16 protein-coding genes are annotated in these 15,602 nt (G+C 67.9%); 13 read left to right on the plus strand and 3 right to left on the minus strand.

From position 1 onward, the window contains the following. The first annotated feature begins 51 nt into the window (after positions 1-51). Together DIS04_RS05700 and DIS04_RS05705 are read left to right on the plus strand one after the other, a co-directional pair. Positions 52-669, plus strand: a complete 618-nt coding sequence (locus DIS04_RS05700; RefSeq protein WP_111412824.1) for a TetR/AcrR family transcriptional regulator — start codon at positions 52-54, stop codon at positions 667-669. After that, complete coding sequence (locus DIS04_RS05705; RefSeq protein ID WP_111412825.1) at positions 666-1,391, plus strand: 1-acyl-sn-glycerol-3-phosphate acyltransferase; 726 nt, start codon at positions 666-668, stop codon at positions 1,389-1,391. Before DIS04_RS05700 ends, DIS04_RS05705 begins: the two co-directional genes overlap by 4 nt. Here the strand turns inward: DIS04_RS05705 and DIS04_RS05710 are convergent, their stop codons facing one another. Continuing rightward, positions 1,392-2,678: an HlyC/CorC family transporter gene (locus DIS04_RS05710; protein WP_111412826.1), complete on the minus strand. Its 1,287-nt coding sequence runs from the start codon at positions 2,676-2,678 to the stop codon at positions 1,392-1,394. It lies immediately after the preceding gene. A gap of 75 nt (positions 2,679-2,753) precedes the next feature. Next, complete coding sequence (locus DIS04_RS05715) at positions 2,754-3,554, minus strand: cytochrome C assembly family protein (protein ID WP_111412827.1); 801 nt, start codon at positions 3,552-3,554, stop codon at positions 2,754-2,756. Positions 3,555-3,830: 276 nt separating this feature from the next. On the opposite strand from DIS04_RS05715, the gene ffh reads away from it, so the two are divergent. The 11 genes from ffh to DIS04_RS05770 all read left to right on the plus strand — a co-directional run bounded on the left by ffh (position 3,831) and on the right by DIS04_RS05770 (position 14,884). Further along, positions 3,831-5,240 carry a signal recognition particle protein gene (gene ffh / locus DIS04_RS05720; protein WP_111412828.1) on the plus strand — a complete coding sequence of 470 codons (1,410 nt, stop codon included), beginning with the start codon at positions 3,831-3,833 and terminating at the stop codon, positions 5,238-5,240. 231 nt (positions 5,241-5,471) lie between these two features. Then, on the plus strand, positions 5,472-5,720 hold the full coding sequence (gene rpsP / locus DIS04_RS05725) for a 30S ribosomal protein S16 (RefSeq protein ID WP_086508976.1): 249 nt from the start codon (positions 5,472-5,474) through the stop codon (positions 5,718-5,720). A gap of 23 nt (positions 5,721-5,743) precedes the next feature. Then, a complete protein-coding gene (gene rimM / locus DIS04_RS05730; RefSeq protein WP_111412829.1) occupies positions 5,744-6,301 on the plus strand; it encodes a ribosome maturation factor RimM in 558 nt (185 codons plus the stop codon). A 38-nt stretch (positions 6,302-6,339) separates the two neighbouring features. Beyond that, positions 6,340-7,101 carry a tRNA (guanosine(37)-N1)-methyltransferase TrmD gene (gene trmD / locus DIS04_RS05735; protein WP_111413296.1) on the plus strand — a complete coding sequence of 254 codons (762 nt, stop codon included), beginning with the start codon at positions 6,340-6,342 and terminating at the stop codon, positions 7,099-7,101. A 145-nt stretch (positions 7,102-7,246) separates the two neighbouring features. Beyond that, the gene (rplS, locus tag DIS04_RS05740) at positions 7,247-7,603 is read left to right on the plus strand and encodes a 50S ribosomal protein L19 (protein WP_111412830.1); all 357 of its coding nucleotides are present in this window, start codon (positions 7,247-7,249) and stop codon (positions 7,601-7,603) included. 84 nt (positions 7,604-7,687) lie between these two features. Beyond that, positions 7,688-8,590, plus strand: coding sequence for a site-specific tyrosine recombinase XerD (gene xerD / locus DIS04_RS05745; RefSeq protein ID WP_422667601.1), 903 nt, complete (start codon positions 7,688-7,690; stop codon positions 8,588-8,590). A gap of 3 nt (positions 8,591-8,593) precedes the next feature. Beyond that, the gene (locus DIS04_RS05750; protein WP_111412831.1) at positions 8,594-9,349 is read left to right on the plus strand and encodes a DsbC family protein; all 756 of its coding nucleotides are present in this window, start codon (positions 8,594-8,596) and stop codon (positions 9,347-9,349) included. Positions 9,350-9,419: 70 nt separating this feature from the next. Next, a complete protein-coding gene (locus DIS04_RS05755; protein ID WP_111412832.1) occupies positions 9,420-10,736 on the plus strand; it encodes a homoserine dehydrogenase in 1,317 nt (438 codons plus the stop codon). 3 nt (positions 10,737-10,739) lie between these two features. After that, positions 10,740-12,128, plus strand: coding sequence for a threonine synthase (gene thrC, locus DIS04_RS05760; RefSeq protein WP_111412833.1), 1,389 nt, complete (start codon positions 10,740-10,742; stop codon positions 12,126-12,128). Positions 12,129-12,384: 256 nt separating this feature from the next. Continuing rightward, positions 12,385-14,184 carry a single-stranded-DNA-specific exonuclease RecJ gene (locus tag DIS04_RS05765; RefSeq protein WP_422667694.1) on the plus strand — a complete coding sequence of 600 codons (1,800 nt, stop codon included), beginning with the start codon at positions 12,385-12,387 and terminating at the stop codon, positions 14,182-14,184. A gap of 82 nt (positions 14,185-14,266) precedes the next feature. Then, on the plus strand, positions 14,267-14,884 hold the full coding sequence (locus DIS04_RS05770) for a YitT family protein (protein ID WP_111412835.1): 618 nt from the start codon (positions 14,267-14,269) through the stop codon (positions 14,882-14,884). A gap of 14 nt (positions 14,885-14,898) precedes the next feature. Here the strand turns inward: DIS04_RS05770 and DIS04_RS05775 are convergent, their stop codons facing one another. Next, positions 14,899-15,318, minus strand: coding sequence for a VOC family protein (locus DIS04_RS05775; protein WP_111412836.1), 420 nt, complete (start codon positions 15,316-15,318; stop codon positions 14,899-14,901). Positions 15,319-15,602 lie beyond the last annotated feature (284 nt).

Raw genomic sequence — 15,602 nt, forward strand, 5'->3', positions numbered from 1 at the left:
CCGGGCGAAGTCCTGTCGCCCTGCGATGTACCACCTCCTGCGAGGAACTCGATGGCTCGTCCCCGACAGCATGCGCCCGAAGCGCTCCATGCACAGGTCATGGCCGCATGCGATGACTGGCTGCAGGGCAACCCCGTGCATGCGCTCTCGCTGCGCGCGCTGGCGCGTGAGGTGGGCTGCGCGCCGAGCACCCTGCTCAAGCTCTACGGCAGCTTCGGCAACCTGCTGCAGCATGTGAACATCGAGACCCTGGCCCGCTTGCGTACGGTCATCGAGCCGCTGACCCAGGGCACGGAGCCGGAGAGGCAGATGCGCGCCCTGGCGCTGGCCTACTGGCAGTTCGCCCAGCGCGAACCGTTCCGCTGGCAACTGCTGTTCGACTACCCGCTGGCGCAGGAGGGCGAACTCGACCAGCGCCAGTCGGACATGATCGAGGCGCTGTTCCTGCGTGTCGAGACCGGCCTCAAGGAGTACCAGCCGGCGCTCGGCGACCTGGAGGCCCGGCGCCTCGGGCGCACCCTGTGGGGCAGCGTTCACGGCCTGGTCCAGCTGGGGCTCAACGAGCGCCTGGGCTACTGGCAGGGACAGCAGCTCGAAGTGCCCGAGCTGCTCGACCAGCTGCTCTCCACCATTCTCGCTGGCCTGAAGCACAGGTCCGATATCGCGTGAAGCTGGCGCTGTACGGGCTGGTCGGCTCCCTGCTGGTACTGGGCGGCTGGCGCGTGGCGCGCTCACCACGACCGCTCATCCGCTTTCTCATCTACCTGCTGGTTCGTTGCTGCTATCGGCTGCGCCTGCGCGGCCGCGACCACATCCCCGCCAAGGGACCCGCCGTGGTGGTCTGCAACCACGTCAGCTTCATGGACGCGCTGGTCATGGGCGGGGCGAGCCCGCGTCCGCTGCGCTTCCTGATGGACCGGCCGATCTACGAGTCGCCCTGGCTCAACTGGCTGTTCCGCCTGGTGGGGGCGATCCCGGTGGAATCCGACCGGCGCGACCCCGGCAGCGTGCGTCGCGCCCTGGAGCAGGTCAGCCGGGCGCTGCGCAGCGGCGAAGTGGTGATGCTATTCCCCGAGGGGCGGCTGACGCCGGATGGCGAGGTGCATGCGTTCCGCCGCGGGCTCGAGACGATCCTGGCGCGCGACCCGGTGCCGGTGATCCCGGCCGGCCTGTCCGGCCTGTGGGGCTCGTGGACCTCGCACTGCGATGGCCCGGCACTGTCCAAGCGCCCGCAGCGCTTCCGTGCCAGGGTGGCACTCCATTTCGGCAAGCCGGTCCCGCCCAGGCTGGCGCGTCGCGAGCTGCTCGAGGCGCGGGTGCGGGCGCTCAAGAGCGAGGGCGATGCCTGGGCCTGTCCGCGCGCGGCGTCCTGTTCGCCGCGTCGGCGCTGATCACGTCTGGCGCTGGCGGCCGCTGCGTACCACCTGCCAGCAGCGCGCCGAGGTGATCAGGTTGTCGCGGATCTCGAGAATCTCCATGCGGACGTTACCGATCTGCAGGCAGGTGGGGCCCTCCGGAAAGCCCTCCAGGTGCTCGAGGATCAGGCCATTCAGCGTCTTGGGGCCATCGGTGGGCAGCTTCCAGCCCAGGGCGCGATTGATTTCGCGAATGTTGGCGGTGCCGTCGATCACGTGGCTGCCGTCCTCCTGGCGATGGATATCCTGGTCCTGGCCCGCCACGTCGGTGGTGAACTCGCCGACGATCTCCTCGAGGATGTCCTCGAGCGTGACCAGTCCTTCCACGTCGCCGTACTCGTCCACCACGATGCCGATACGGCGCTTCTGCTTCTGGAAGTTGAGCAGCTGGGTGTGCAGCGGCGTCGACTCGGGGATGAAGTAGGGTTCGCGCGCCTCCTGCACGATAGACGCCTTCGTGACCTCGCTGCGCGTCAGGAAGCGCGCCGCGTTGCGCAGGTGCAGCATGCCGATGATGTTGTTGATGTCACCCTTGAAGACCGGCAGGCGAGTGTGCTGGCTGGTGCGGATCTGGGCCAGGATGGCCTCCAGCTCGTCGTCGAGGTCGATGCCGACCACCTCGTGGCGCGGCACCATGATGTCGTTGACCGTGACGTTCTCCAGGTCGAGGATCGACAGCAGCATCGCCTGGTGGCGGCGGGGGATCAGCGTGCCGGCTTCGTGCACCACGGTGCGCAGTTCGTCGCGGGTCAGGCTGTCGGCGCCGCCCTCTATGCTCTTGACGCCGATCAGCCGCAGCAGGCCGTTGGAGATCGCGTTGACCAGCCATACCAGCGGATAGAGCAGCTTCAGCAGGGGTTCGAGTATCAGCGAGGAGGGGTAGGCGATGCGTTCGGGCTTGATCGCGGCATAGGTCTTGGGGCTGACCTCGGCAAAGATGAGCAGCACGATGGTCAGAATCAGCGGCGCGATCGCCGGTCCGGAGACCTCGCCGAAGAAGTGAATGGCCAGCACGGTGGCGATGGCGGCCGCCAGGTTGTTGACCAGGTTGTTGCCTATCAGGATCACGCCGATCAGCCGGTCGGGTCGCGCCAGCAGCCGCAGGACCCGACGGGCCCGGCTGTCTCCGCTGTTGGCCTCGTGGTTCAGCCGGTAGCGGTTGATCGACATCATGCCGGTCTCGGAGCTCGAGAAGAAAGCGGAAAGACAGACGAGTAGGAAAAGCAGGCCGAACAGCAATCCCAAAGGGAAGTCGTCGCTCAAGGTCGTAGGATCCTCGCTGGCGTGTCAGCCCCGTTTGTAGGGATTCGGCCTTGCAGTGTCAAGGCGACTTCCTGCTCAGGCGCGGTTGAGCACGACCTCGAGCACGAACTTGCTGCCGAAATAGGCCAGCAGCAGGACGACGCAGCCGCCCAGCGTCCAGCGCACCGCGCGCATCCCGCGCCAGCCCAGTACATGGTGGCTGACCAGCAGGATGGCGAAGATCACCCAGGCCGCCAGCGACAGGATCGTCTTGTGCGCCAGGTGCTGGGCGAACATGCTCTCGACGAAGATGAAGCCGCTGACGATCGACAGCGTGAGCAGCGCCATGCCGGCCCAGATCAGCTCGAACAGCACCCGCTCCATGGTGGTCAGCGGCGGCAGCACCTGCACCACGCCGCGGGTATGGTGGTGGCGCAGGGCCTGGTTCTGCAGGCCGAGCAGCACGGCCTGGCAGGCAGCGATGAACAGCACGCCGAAGGCGAGCGCCGAGCTCATGGCGTGCAGGGCGATGCCCGGGGTCATGCCGCCGGCTCGCTCGGGGCTCGGCAGGCCCACCGCCAGCAGCAGCGCCAGGCCCGAGACCGGGAACAGGGCCACGGCCACGCTGAGGACCGGCTTGGCCAGGCTGACGCCGAGCAGCAGGATGACCATGATCGCGGTCAGCACCACCGCGCTGGTCGAGAGGCCCGGCATCAGGCCGGGGTTCTGGTCGATCAGCTTGAAGGCCACGGGCAGGTGGAACAACAGGCCCAGCAGGCCCAGGACGCGGACCAGGGCGGGGCGCTGCGGCACGCGCCGAAGCAGCGTGAGGCCCTGCCAGGAGGCTGCGCCCAGGTAGAGGATGAGGGCCATGATGGCCAGAGGAAGCGCCTGCATCAGTTGTCGTCCGTGCGCCGTCGCCGACGGCGTTGCATCTCGTGGATGATGTCTGCCGAGGGCCACTATACCCAATCCTCGCTGCGGCGCACAGCCGTGCTCGGGCGGCATGCATGGAGACTGGCCGCGGCAGGGCGTATAATGCCGGCCAGATTCTACAAGCGCATGATCAGGGCTGTTGCAGTCGCCTTCGAAGCGCGTGACGCTTCGCCGCAGGTCCTCCCGCCCTGGGCGTGACATCGCGTCGACCCCACAGCCCGACAGCCGGAGTGGCTTATGTTCCAGAACCTCAGTGAGCGGCTCTCCCAGACGCTCAAGTCGATCAAGGGTCAGGCGCGCCTGACCGAAGACAACATCAAGGACACCCTGCGCGAGGTACGCCGCGCACTGCTCGAGGCCGACGTCGCCCTGCCGGTGGTCAAGGATTTCATCGAGCGGGTGCGCGCGCGCGCCGTGGGCCAGGAAGTGTCCAAGAGCCTCTCGCCGGGCCAGCAGTTCGTCAAGATCGTCCAGCAGGAGCTCGAGGCGACCATGGGCGAGGCCAACGAGGGACTCTCGCTCAAGGGCTCGCCCGCGGTGGTGCTGATGGCCGGCCTGCAGGGGGCAGGCAAGACCACCTCGGTCGCCAAGCTGGCGCGCTACCTGCGCGAGCGCGAGAAGAAGAAGGTGCTGGTGGTCTCCGCCGACGTCTATCGCCCGGCGGCCATCGACCAGCTCGAGACGCTGGCCGGCGAAGTGGGCGTCGACTTCTTCCCCTCGCGCTCCGACCAGAAGCCGGTGGCCATCGCCGAGGCGGCGATCAAGCACGCCAAGATCCAGTTCCACGACGTGGTGATCGTCGACACCGCCGGCCGCCTGGCGATCGACGATGCCATGATGGCCGAGATCGCCGAGCTGCACCGCGCCTGCCAGCCACAGGAAACCCTGTTCGTGGTCGACGCCATGACCGGCCAGGACGCCGCCAACACGGCCAAGGCGTTCCACGCGGCGCTGCCGCTGACCGGCGTGATCCTGACCAAGGCCGACGGCGACGCCCGTGGCGGCGCCGCGCTGTCGGTGCGCCACGTCACCGGCAAGCCGATCAAGTTCATGGGCGTGGGCGAGAAGGTCGACGCCCTGGAGCCCTTCCACCCGGACCGGGTGGCCTCGCGTATCCTCGGCATGGGCGACGTGCTGTCGCTGATCGAGGAGGCCGAGCGCACCGTCGACAAGAAGAAGGCCGAGCAGCTGGCCAAGAAGGTCAAGAAGGGCGAGGGCTTCGACCTCGAGGACTTCCGCGACCAGCTCCAGCAGCTCAAGAAGATGGGCGGCATGGGCGGGCTGCTCGGCAAGCTGCCGGGCATGGGCCAGATGGCCGAGCTGGCCCAGGGGCCGGGGCCCGAGAAGGAGCTGGGCAAGCTCGAGGCGCTGATCAATTCGATGACGCCCCAGGAGCGGCGCAAGCCCGAGATCATCAACGGCTCGCGCAAGCGGCGCATCGCCGTCGGCGCCGGCCTGCAGGTGCCCGACCTCAATCGCCTGCTCAAGCAGCACAAGCAGATGCAGAAGATGATGAAGAAGGCGGGCAAGAAGGGCGGCATGCAGAAGATGATGCGCGGCATGTCCGGCATGATGGGCGGCGGCGGTCCCGGTGGCCCCGGCGGAATGGGCGGCATGGGTGGCCCCGGCGGCTTCCCCTGGCGCTGATGGCGGGCCTCGATAAAAGGGTTTCAAAGCCGGGCTGATTTCCGTAGAATGCTGCGTCTTCATGGCAGGACCGTGGCTCTGCCCGGCTGCACGCTTGTAAGGAAAGTGACCGAATGACGCGAAGGCGGGTCCCCGGGCCCGCTTTCCTGGCAAATGCCGAGAAACCGGCCGACCGCCGGCTCGGAGCATATCGGTAGTAAACGTAACCTCAACCGAAGGACAGTTAACGCCATGGTTACCATTCGTCTGGCACGTGGTGGCGCCAAGAAGCGTCCCTTCTACCACCTGACCGTGACCGATTCACGCAACTCCCGCGACGGCCGTTTCATCGAGCGCCTGGGCTTCTTCAACCCGATCGCTCGCGGTCAGGAAGAGCGCCTGCGCGTCGATCTGGACCGTGTCGCCCACTGGCAGGGCCAGGGCGCTCAGATGTCCGATCGCGTGGCCGAGCTGGTCAAGGAAGCCCGCAAGCAGGCCTGAGCCTGCGATGCCCCGGTAAGCCCATGAGTGAGCAGGCCGCACCAAGCGAACGCGACGACCACGTGGTGCTGGGCAAGCTGACCAGCCCCTACGGCGTCAAGGGATGGCTCAAGGTCTACTCGCACACCAGCCCGATGGAAGGCATCCTCGACTACGCCGAATGGGTGCTGAGGCGCGGCGGTGCCCTGACCCGTCATCGGCTGCTGCAGGGACGGCGCCACGGCAAGGGCCTGGTGGCCCTGCTGGAGGGCATCGACTCGCGCGAGGCCGCCGAAGGCGTGACCGGCGCCGAGATCCTGCTGCCCAAGGCGGACCTGCCCGAACTCGGCGGCGACGAGTACTACTGGCACCAGCTCGAAGGGCTCACCGTCGTGACCCGCGAAGGCGCGGTGCTGGGCCGCGTCGCCTACCTGTTCGAGACCGGCGCCAACGACGTGCTGGTGGTCAAGGGCGACCCGCAGGGGGCGCCGCCGGCGATCGACGATCGTGAACGCTTGCTGCCCTTCCTGCCCGACGAGGTGATCGTCGAGGTGGACCTGGCGGGCGGCACCATGACCGTCGACTGGGATCCGGACTTTTGACCGCCGAGGCGGAAGCCGGGCCGGGCGAGGCGCCGGCCATGTGGGTCGGGGTGGTGTCGCTGTTCCCGGAGATGTTCGAGGCCATCACGCGGCACGGCGTCACCGGGCGGGCGGTCAGCCAGGGGCGGGTGGCGCTGGAGTTCTGGAACCCGCGCGACTACGCCAGCGACCGGCATCGTACCGTGGACGACCGCCCCTACGGCGGCGGGCCGGGCATGCTGATGAAGGTCGACACCCTGCGCGCGGCCATCCACGCCGCCCGCGAACGCGCCGGCGAGGCCACGGGGCGGCGCCCCAGGGTCATCTACCTGTCGCCCCAGGGGCGCAGGCTCGACCAGCAGGGCGTGCGAGAGCTGGCGTCCGGCCCCCCGCTGGTGGTGGTGGCCGGGCGCTACGAAGGCATCGATGAGCGCATCGTCGAGAGCGACATCGATGAGGAATGGTCGATCGGCGACTATGTGCTCAGCGGCGGCGAGCTGCCGGCCATGGTGCTGATCGATGCCGCGGCAAGGCTGGTCCCCGGCGTGCTCGGGCACCAGGACTCCGCGGTCGAGGACTCCTTCAACGAAGGGTTGCTGGATTGCCCCCACTATACGCGCCCCGAGGAGATCGACGGGCGGCGGGTGCCGGAGGTGCTGCTCAGCGGTCATCACGGCGAGATCCGGCGCTGGCGCTTGAAGCAGTCGCTGGGGCGGACCTGGCTGAGGCGTCCCGACCTGCTCGAGGGCAGGTCGTTGAGCGACGAGCAGCGCAAGTTGCTCGAGGAGTTCATCGAAGAGTACGCCTCGTCCGACAAATAGGTCGGGGCGGAGGTGCAGGGCACTCTCCTGGCGAGGAGCGGTGGATCTGCGTCACCCATCATCTCCCGCGCTCTCGAGCCAGGCTCGGGCGCCGGGATCACGCACCGTCCGTGCAGTCGGTGCCGAACATCGAGGAGTTTATGTCATGAGCAGCAAGAACAAGGTGATCCAGGCGCTCGAAGCCGAGCAGATGAGCAAGCAGGTGCCGGAATTCGCCCCGGGCGATACCGTCGTCGTGCAGGTGAAGGTCAAGGAAGGCAACCGTGAGCGCCTGCAGGCCTTCGAAGGGGTGGTGATCGGCAAGCGCAACCGCGGCCTGAACTCCGCCTTCACCGTGCGCAAGATCTCCCACGGCGTCGGCGTCGAGCGTACTTTCCAGACCTACAGCCCGCTGGTCGATTCCATCGAGGTCAAGCGTCGCGGCGACGTGCGCCAGGCCAAGCTGTACTATCTCCGCGAGCGCAGCGGCAAGTCGGCGCGTATCAAGGAAAAGCTCTCCTGATCCGGGTCGGCTGACGGCGCTTGCGCCATGCGAAGCCCCGCCACCGCTCACGCGGGGCGGGGCTTCGTCGTATTGGGCGATGACATGACACACGACTCCCGCTCCCTGGCCCTGATCGAGAGCTTCCTCGACGCCCTGTGGCTGGAACGCGGGGCGAGCGAGCATACCCTGGCGGCCTATCGCCGCGACCTCGAGGCCTGGGCCAGGCGACTGGACGAGGCGGGCGGTGCGCTGCTCGCTCCGGGCGAGGCGCTGCTCCCGGCCTGGCTCGACGAGCGCCGCGCCGCCGGCTACCAGCTGCGCAGCAACGCCCGGCTGCTCTCCAGCCTGCGCGGCTTCTACCGCTGGGCGCTGGCCGAGGGGCATCTTGCGTGCGATCCGCTGGCCGACGTGCGCCTGCCGCGGGTGCGGCCCAACCTGCCCGGCACCCTCGAGGAGGAGGAGGTGGAGCGTCTGCTGGCGGCGCCGGACCTGGCCACCGACCTGGGGCTTCGCGATCGCGCCATGCTCGAGGTGCTCTATGGCTGCGGCCTGCGCGTGTCCGAGCTGGTCGGGCTCAGCGTGGACGCCGTCAACCTGCGCCAGGGCGTGGTGCGGGTGCGCGGCAAGGGCGACAAGGATCGGCTGGTCCCGCTGGGGGAAGAGGCCGTACACTGGCTGTCGCGCTACCTGCGTAGCGCCCGCGGCGCCCTGATGGCCGACGTGACGCGGCCGGCGCTGTTTCCCGGGCGTGGCGACAACTGCATGACGCGCCAGACCTTCTGGCACCGGATCAAGGTCCATGCGCGTACCGCCGGCATCACCCGGCCGCTGTCGCCGCACACGCTGCGGCATGCATTCGCCACGCATCTGTTGAATCATGGGGCCAATCTGCGTGTCGTACAGCTGCTGCTCGGTCACAGCGACCTGTCGACCACGCAGATCTACACCCACGTTGCGCAGGCTCGACTCGAAGCCCTGCACGCCGACCATCATCCTCGAGGCTGAAACATGACAGCGTTATTTCATCGTCCTGCCGGCTCCCTGATCGCCCAGGCCCTGCCCCTGGCGGCGCTTCTGCTGCCTGCCGCGGCCCTGGCCGATGGCGCCGAGCGGCTGATCGAGCGGCTGGAGGTCAACGGCCAGCCGATGCCCGTCGCCAGCGTGCACGAAACCCCCCTGGAAGGGTTCTACCAGGTGCGCCTGGAGACCGGCGAGTCGTTCTACAGCGACGCCGAAGGCAACTACTTCCTGGTCGGCGACCTCTACGAGAATGGCGAGGGTGGCCTGACCAACCTGACCGAGCAGGGCCGCAACGAGGAGCGCGCCGAGCAGCTCGCCCGGGTGCCCGAGAGCGAGCGGGTGATCTTCCGCGGTACCGCAGACAGCCGCGCCGAGCTGGTCGTGTTCACCGATACCACCTGCCCCTACTGCCGACAGTTCCACGAGGAGGTGCCGACGCTCAACGAGATGGGCATCGAGGTACACTACCTCGCCTTCCCGCGCGCCGGCATGGACTCCGAGGGGGCGCGCATACTCGAGCAGGTCTGGTGTGCCGACAACCGCAGCGAGGCGATGAACGCGGGCAAGCGCGAGCAGGAGATTTCGGCAAGCGCCGACTGCGACAATCCGGTCGAGGAACAGTATCATCTGGGCATGGCCGTGGGCGTCCAGGGGACGCCGGCCATCGTGCTGCCCGATGGCCGGCTGGTGCCGGGCTACGTACCCGCCGATCGCCTGGCCGAGATGCTTGGCCTGGCAGAATGAGTGAGGGCAGACGAAGAGCTGCCGAAAGCATGTGAACGCTGGACATCGACACCATCAGGGGAGCAGGACATTGAAACCGGTGAGAGTGGGAATCTGTGGTCTGGGGACCGTCGGGGGCGGAACCTTCAACGTGCTGACGCGTAACGCGGACGAGATCGCGCGACGGGCCGGCCGCCCGATCATCATCGAGCAGGTGGCGCTGCGCAGCACCAACCCCGAGTGCGACCTCACCGGTATCAAGACCACCAACGACGTCTTCGAGGTGGCCCGCAATCCGAACGTCGACGTGCTGGTCGAAGTGCTGGGCGGCTATGACGTGCCCCGCGAACTGGTGCTGACCGCCATCGCCAACGGCAAGCACGTGGTCACCGCCAACAAGGCGCTGATCGCCGTCCACGGCAACGAGATCTTCCAGGCGGCCCACGAGCAGGGAGTGATCGTCGCCTTCGAGGCGGCGGTGGCCGGCGGCATCCCGGTGATCAAGTCGCTGCGCGAGGGGCTCGGCGCCAACCGCATCGAGTGGGTGGCGGGCATCATCAACGGTACCGGCAACTACATCCTCACCCACATGCGCAGCGAGGGCCGCGCCTTCGAGGACGTGCTGGCCGAGGCCCAGGCGCTGGGCTACGCCGAGGCCGATCCCACCTTCGACGTCGAGGGCATCGATGCCGCCCACAAGCTGACCATCCTCGCCTCGATCGCCTACGGCGTGCCGCTGCAGTTCGACAAGGCCTACACCGAAGGCATTTCGCGGGTCACCTTCGATGACGTGCAGCAGGCCGACAACCTGGGCTACGTGATCAAGCACCTGGGCATCTCCAAGCGCACCGAACACGGGCTGGAGCTGCGCGTGCACCCGACCCTGATTCCCAAGGAGCGTCTGCTGGCCAACGTGCACGGCGTCAAGAATGCCATCGCCATCATGGGCGATGCCGTGGGGCCGACCCTCTACTACGGCGCCGGTGCCGGCTCCGAACCCACCGCCTCCGCGGTGGTGGCGGACCTGCTCGACGTGGCCCGCGACATCGCCACCGACCACCACTACCGCGTGCCTTACCTGGCGTTCAGCGGCATCGGCGAGGGTGACGGCGGCATGCCGATCCTGCCCATGGAGGACATCGTCACCGCCTACTACCTGCGCCTGCTGGCGGTGGACCGACCCGGGGTGTTGGCGCGGGTGGCGACCATCCTGTCCGAGCAGGGCATCTCCATCGAGGCACTGGTGCAGAAGGAGGCCACCGAGGGCGAGCTGGTGCCGATCATCCTGCTGACCCACAGCTGCCGCGAAAAGCAGATGAACGAGGCAATCCGCCAGATCGAGTCGATGGCCGACATCGCCGGGCCGGTCACGCGGATACGCGTCGAATCGCTGGACGAGCAGGAGTAAGCCATGCGCTACATCAGTACCCGCGGGCAGGCGCCTGCGCTCTCTTTCGAAGAGGTCGTGCTGACCGGCATGGCCAGCGACGGCGGCCTCTACGTCCCGGAGCAGATCCCCCAGCTCTCCCGCGAAGCGCTCGCCGACATGGCCGGGCTCTCCTACGCCGAGATCGCCTTTCGCGTGATGCAGCCGTTCGTCAACGGCGAGATCGACGACGAGACCTTCCGCGGCATCGTGCGCGACGCCTACGCCACCTTCAGTCACGATGCCGTGGTGCCGCTCAACCAGCTCGACGCCAATCACTTCCTGCTCGAGCTGTTCCACGGCCCCACGCTGGCCTTCAAGGACGTCGCCCTGCAGCTGCTCGGGCGCATCCTCGATCACTTCCTGGCCAAGCGCGGCGAGCGCGCGGTGATCATGGGCGCCACCTCGGGCGATACCGGCTCGGCGGCGATCGAGGGCTGTCGCCACTGCGACAACCTCGACATCTTCATCCTCCACCCGCACAACCGGGTCTCGGAGGTGCAGCGCCGCCAGATGACCTCGGTGCTGGCGAACAACGTCTTCAACATCGCCATCGAGGGCAACTTCGACGACGCCCAGGCGATGGTCAAGGCGAGCTTCGCCGACCAGGGCTTCCTCGACGGCACGCGCCTGGTGGCGGTGAACTCGATCAACTGGGCGCGCATCATGGCGCAGATCGTCTATTACGTGGCCGCCGGCGTGGCGCTGGGGGCGCCGCATCGTCAGGTCAGCTTCTGCGTGCCCTCGGCCAACTTCGGCAACGTCTTCGCCGGCTACATGGCCTATCGCATGGGGCTGCCGGTCAAGCAGTTCATCATCGCCACCAATGCCAACGACATCCTGCACCGGACCATCGCCGCCAACGACTTCTCCAAGCAGGAGCTCAAGGCGACCCTGGCGCCCTCCATGGACATCGTGGTGTCGTCCAACTTCGAGCGCTTGCTGTTCGAGGCCTACGAGCGTGACGGTGCCGCCGTGGCGGCGCTGCTCGAGCGCTTCCAGCAGGAGCCCACTGCCCTGGCGGATGCCCCCCTGGCCCGGCTGCGTAAGCTTTTCTCGAGCCACAGCGTCGACGATGCCACCATCCTCGAGGTGATCCGCGAAGCGCACCACCGCACCAAGGAAGTGCTCGACCCCCACACCGCCACCGGCTACCGCGCCGCCGAGCGGGCCCGGGCCGACGCCGAGACGCCGATGATCACCCTGGCCACGGCCCACCCGGCCAAGTTCGCCGAGGCGGTGGTCAAGGCGGGCTTCCCCGGCGTGCCGCTGCCGCCGCACATGGACGACCTGCTCGAACGTGAGGAGCGTTACACCGTGCTGCCGGCGGAGCTGGCGAAGGTGCAGGCGTTCGTGGCCGAAAACCGGCGCTAGAATGGAAGGCCGAAGCTGAGCGAGGGCGCCGGGGAAAGGCCTCGGGAAGCCTCTATGCCGCTGGCGCCAGATGCCCGCTCAGGGCTGATCCGGCGACAGGCCTGCGAGGGGGCGCTGTGAACCCTTCCTTGGGCGCTACTTTTGCCATCCATGGCAAAAGACCCCCTCTTCGGCTTGTCCCCGGCGCCCTTCGCTCTGCACGCCGTTTCCATCGCCTTGTACCATCGGATGCGAACCAGAGGAGCCACGCTTGGACGTGACCGCGCCGCCCGACCTGCACGCCCGACTCAAGCCGCGGCTGTTGCCGCGTCCGCGCAACGACGCACTCTACGCCCGCGCTCGCGCCGAGGGGTTGAGCGAGCTGCAGGCGCGCGTGCTGGCCGGCCGACTGGCCGACTACGAAGGCGAACTGGCACCGCTGACCCAGCCCAGCCTGCGCTACCTCGAACACCCGGAGCGCCTCGCCGACGGCCGCCGCGCCGCCGAGCGCATCGCGCGCGCGGTGGTGGAGGGCGAGCATATCGGCATCCTCACCGACTACGACGTCGACGGCATTACCTCCCACGTGGTGATACGGCGCACCCTGGTGGAGTTCTTCGGCGTGCCGGAGTCGCGCCTGCACAGCCTGATCGGCCACCGCATCCACGACGGCTACGGCATCAGCCTGCCGCTGGTGGAGCGCACGCTGGCACTTTCGCCGCGGCCGAGCCTGGTCATCACCGCCGACTGCGGCAGTTCCGACGAGCCGCGTATCGCCCGGCTCAAGGCGGCCGGCATCGACGTGGTGGTGAGCGACCATCACGCCTTGCCTATCGAGGGACCTCCACCCTCGGCCCATGCCGTGGTGAATCCGACGCGCAGCGACTGCCAGTATCCTGACCGTACCATTGCCGGTTGCATGGTCGCCTGGCTGGTCATGTCGCTCACGCGCAGCGTGCTGATCGAGTGGGGGGTGATTCCCCGAGCCACGCCCAAGCTCTCCGCCTGGCTCTCCTACGTGGCGCTGGGCACCGTCGCCGACTGTGTCTCGCTGGGTGCGAGCCCGGCCAACCGCGCCGTGGTCAGCCACGGACTGGCACTGATCAATCGCATGGAGGCCGCCTGCTGGCGCGCCATGGCGGCGCGCCTGGGGGATGACAGCGTGCCGTTTTCCGCCGAGACGCTGGCCTTCCAGATGGGGCCGCGGATCAATGCCCGCTCGCGCCTGGACGACCCCTACGCCGCGCTTCACTTCATGCTGGCGGCGGACGATGCCACCGCGATACGCCACCTGCAGACGCTGGACGAGGACAACCAGTCGCGCAAGGCCATCGAGGCGGACATGGTCGAGGAGGCGCGCGCCCTGGCCATGCCCCAGCTCGAGGCGGACCAGCCGGCGCTCATCGTGTTTCTGGACAGCGGCCACCCCGGCGTACAGGGCATCGTCGCCTCGCGGCTGGTACAGGCCTTCGGGCGCCCCGCGCTGGTGCTGACCCCGGCCGCGGCGCCCGGCATGCTTACCGGCTCGGGGCGCTCCATCGACGCGCTGCACCTGCGCGACGCCCTGCAGCGCGCCTACGAGCTCGCCCCCGACGCCCTGCCACGCTTCGGCGGCCACCGCGGGGCAGCCGGCGTGGGCGTGCCGATCGAGCGGTTGGAAGCCTTTCGCGAAGCCTTCCTGCAGGCAGTCGCGGAGCAGCTGGCGGGCGTCGAGCTCTATCCCCATGTGCTCACCGACGGCGCCCTGACGCCGGAGCAGTTCCAGCTTGCCACCCTGCTCGAGCTGGAGGCGCTGGGTCCCTACGGACGGGAATTCGACGCGCCGCTGTTCGAGGGCCGCTTCCTGGTCGAGTCGCTGCGGCCGGTGGGCGCCGACGGCACCCACCTGTCGCTGGTGCTGTCGGCGGGGGCGGCCAGCCTCAAGGCGATCTGGTTCCGCGCCCTGACGCCGGGCGAGCTGCCGGCCTTCGGCATGGGAGATACGCTGCGTTGCGCCTACCGCCTCAACCGCAACCGCTGGCGTGGGCAGGAGTCGCTGCAGCTGATGGTGGAGTACGCCGAGCCGCTGGGCCGCTGAGCGAGGTCAATGCCCTGGCGGGTCATTCCCGCTAGAATCCGGCCCGTTCGGGCGTGCCGCCCGCCATCCCAAGGAAACGTGCATGGATCCCCAAGATCTTCCCACCGACCCCCATCGCCCCTACGAGGACGTGATGGCGATGCTGGTGGGCACGCTGTTCGTCGCCCTCGGCGTTACCTTCTATACCCAGGCGCTGCTGCTCACCGGCAGCACCGCCGGCATGGCCTTCCTGCTGCAGTACGCCACCGGCTGGCGCTTCGGGGTGTGGTTCTTCCTGATCAACCTGCCGTTCTACTACCTGGCGGTGAAGCGCTTGGGCTGGTCGTTCACCCTGCGCACCTTCGTCGCCATCGCCCTGGTGTCGCTGTTCTCCGAGCTGACCGGCCGGTGGGTCGCCTTCGACAGCCTCAACCCGCTCTATGCCTCGCTGATGGGTGGCAGCCTGATCGGCATCGGCATGCTGGTGCTGTTTCGCCATCGCACCAGCCTCGGTGGCATCAACATCCTGGCGCTCTACCTGCAGGGCCGCTACGGCCTGCGCGCCGGCTTCGTGCAGCTCGGCGTCGACGCGCTGATCATGCTCGCTGCCTTGCTGGTGCTGCCGCCGGAACGGGTCGGGCTCTCGGTGCTCGGCGCCGTGGCGCTGAACCTGATCATTGCCTTGAACCACAAGCCGGGTCGCTATATGGGCGTGAGCTGAAGAAGTGGCGGTGCTCAGTACGTAGGCCAGACACCCGGCGTCGCCAGCTCGATCAGGTGCCCATCCGGGTCGCGGAAATAGAGGCTCTCGCCGCCGCGAGGCCAGTGGGTGCGTCCCTCGATCGCGATGCCGTGGTCGTCGAGCTGGCGCTCCCAGGCGGGCAGTTCGCGCGCCGAGATGGCAAAGGCGAGATGCACCCGCCCCTTGCCATCGTGGGGCGGAATGGTGCCCATGTCGTGGGGCAGCACCACGGTCTCCAGCGTCTCGCCCTGCAGGAACAGCAGCAGCACCGAACCGGCGCCGGCGTCGTAGGCGGTGAAGCGGTGGTCGGCGTTGAAGGGCTCGAGCCCCATCACGCCTTCGAAGAAGACCCGCGCCCGATCCATGTCGTCGACGTAGAGCGCGGTCTCCAGTACGCCGTTGAGTCTGGGCATGGCGTTCTCTCCTCCGGCCATATGTCTTCAGCGTAGCAGCTACTTGCCGTCTTCCGGCGCCTTGGCAGGGTGGCGGAAAGATAGGCCTCGTGCAGAACAGGATCGTCGGGCAGGGGCGATCGCCGACAAGGACGTGTGTGTTGCGTCGTACAGGAAAAAGTTCAACGGCTTACGCTTGAGTAGGACTAAAGGATGAGGGTTTCTCGCATTAAAACGAACGTTTGGCCTTGATCCAAACGAATGTTTGGCGAAAACTGACCGGGTAGGGTACCGCTCCGGTGAGA

The organism is Billgrantia lactosivorans (assembly GCF_003254665.1).
In the GTDB taxonomy this organism is placed as follows: domain Bacteria; phylum Pseudomonadota; class Gammaproteobacteria; order Pseudomonadales; family Halomonadaceae; genus Halomonas; species Halomonas lactosivorans.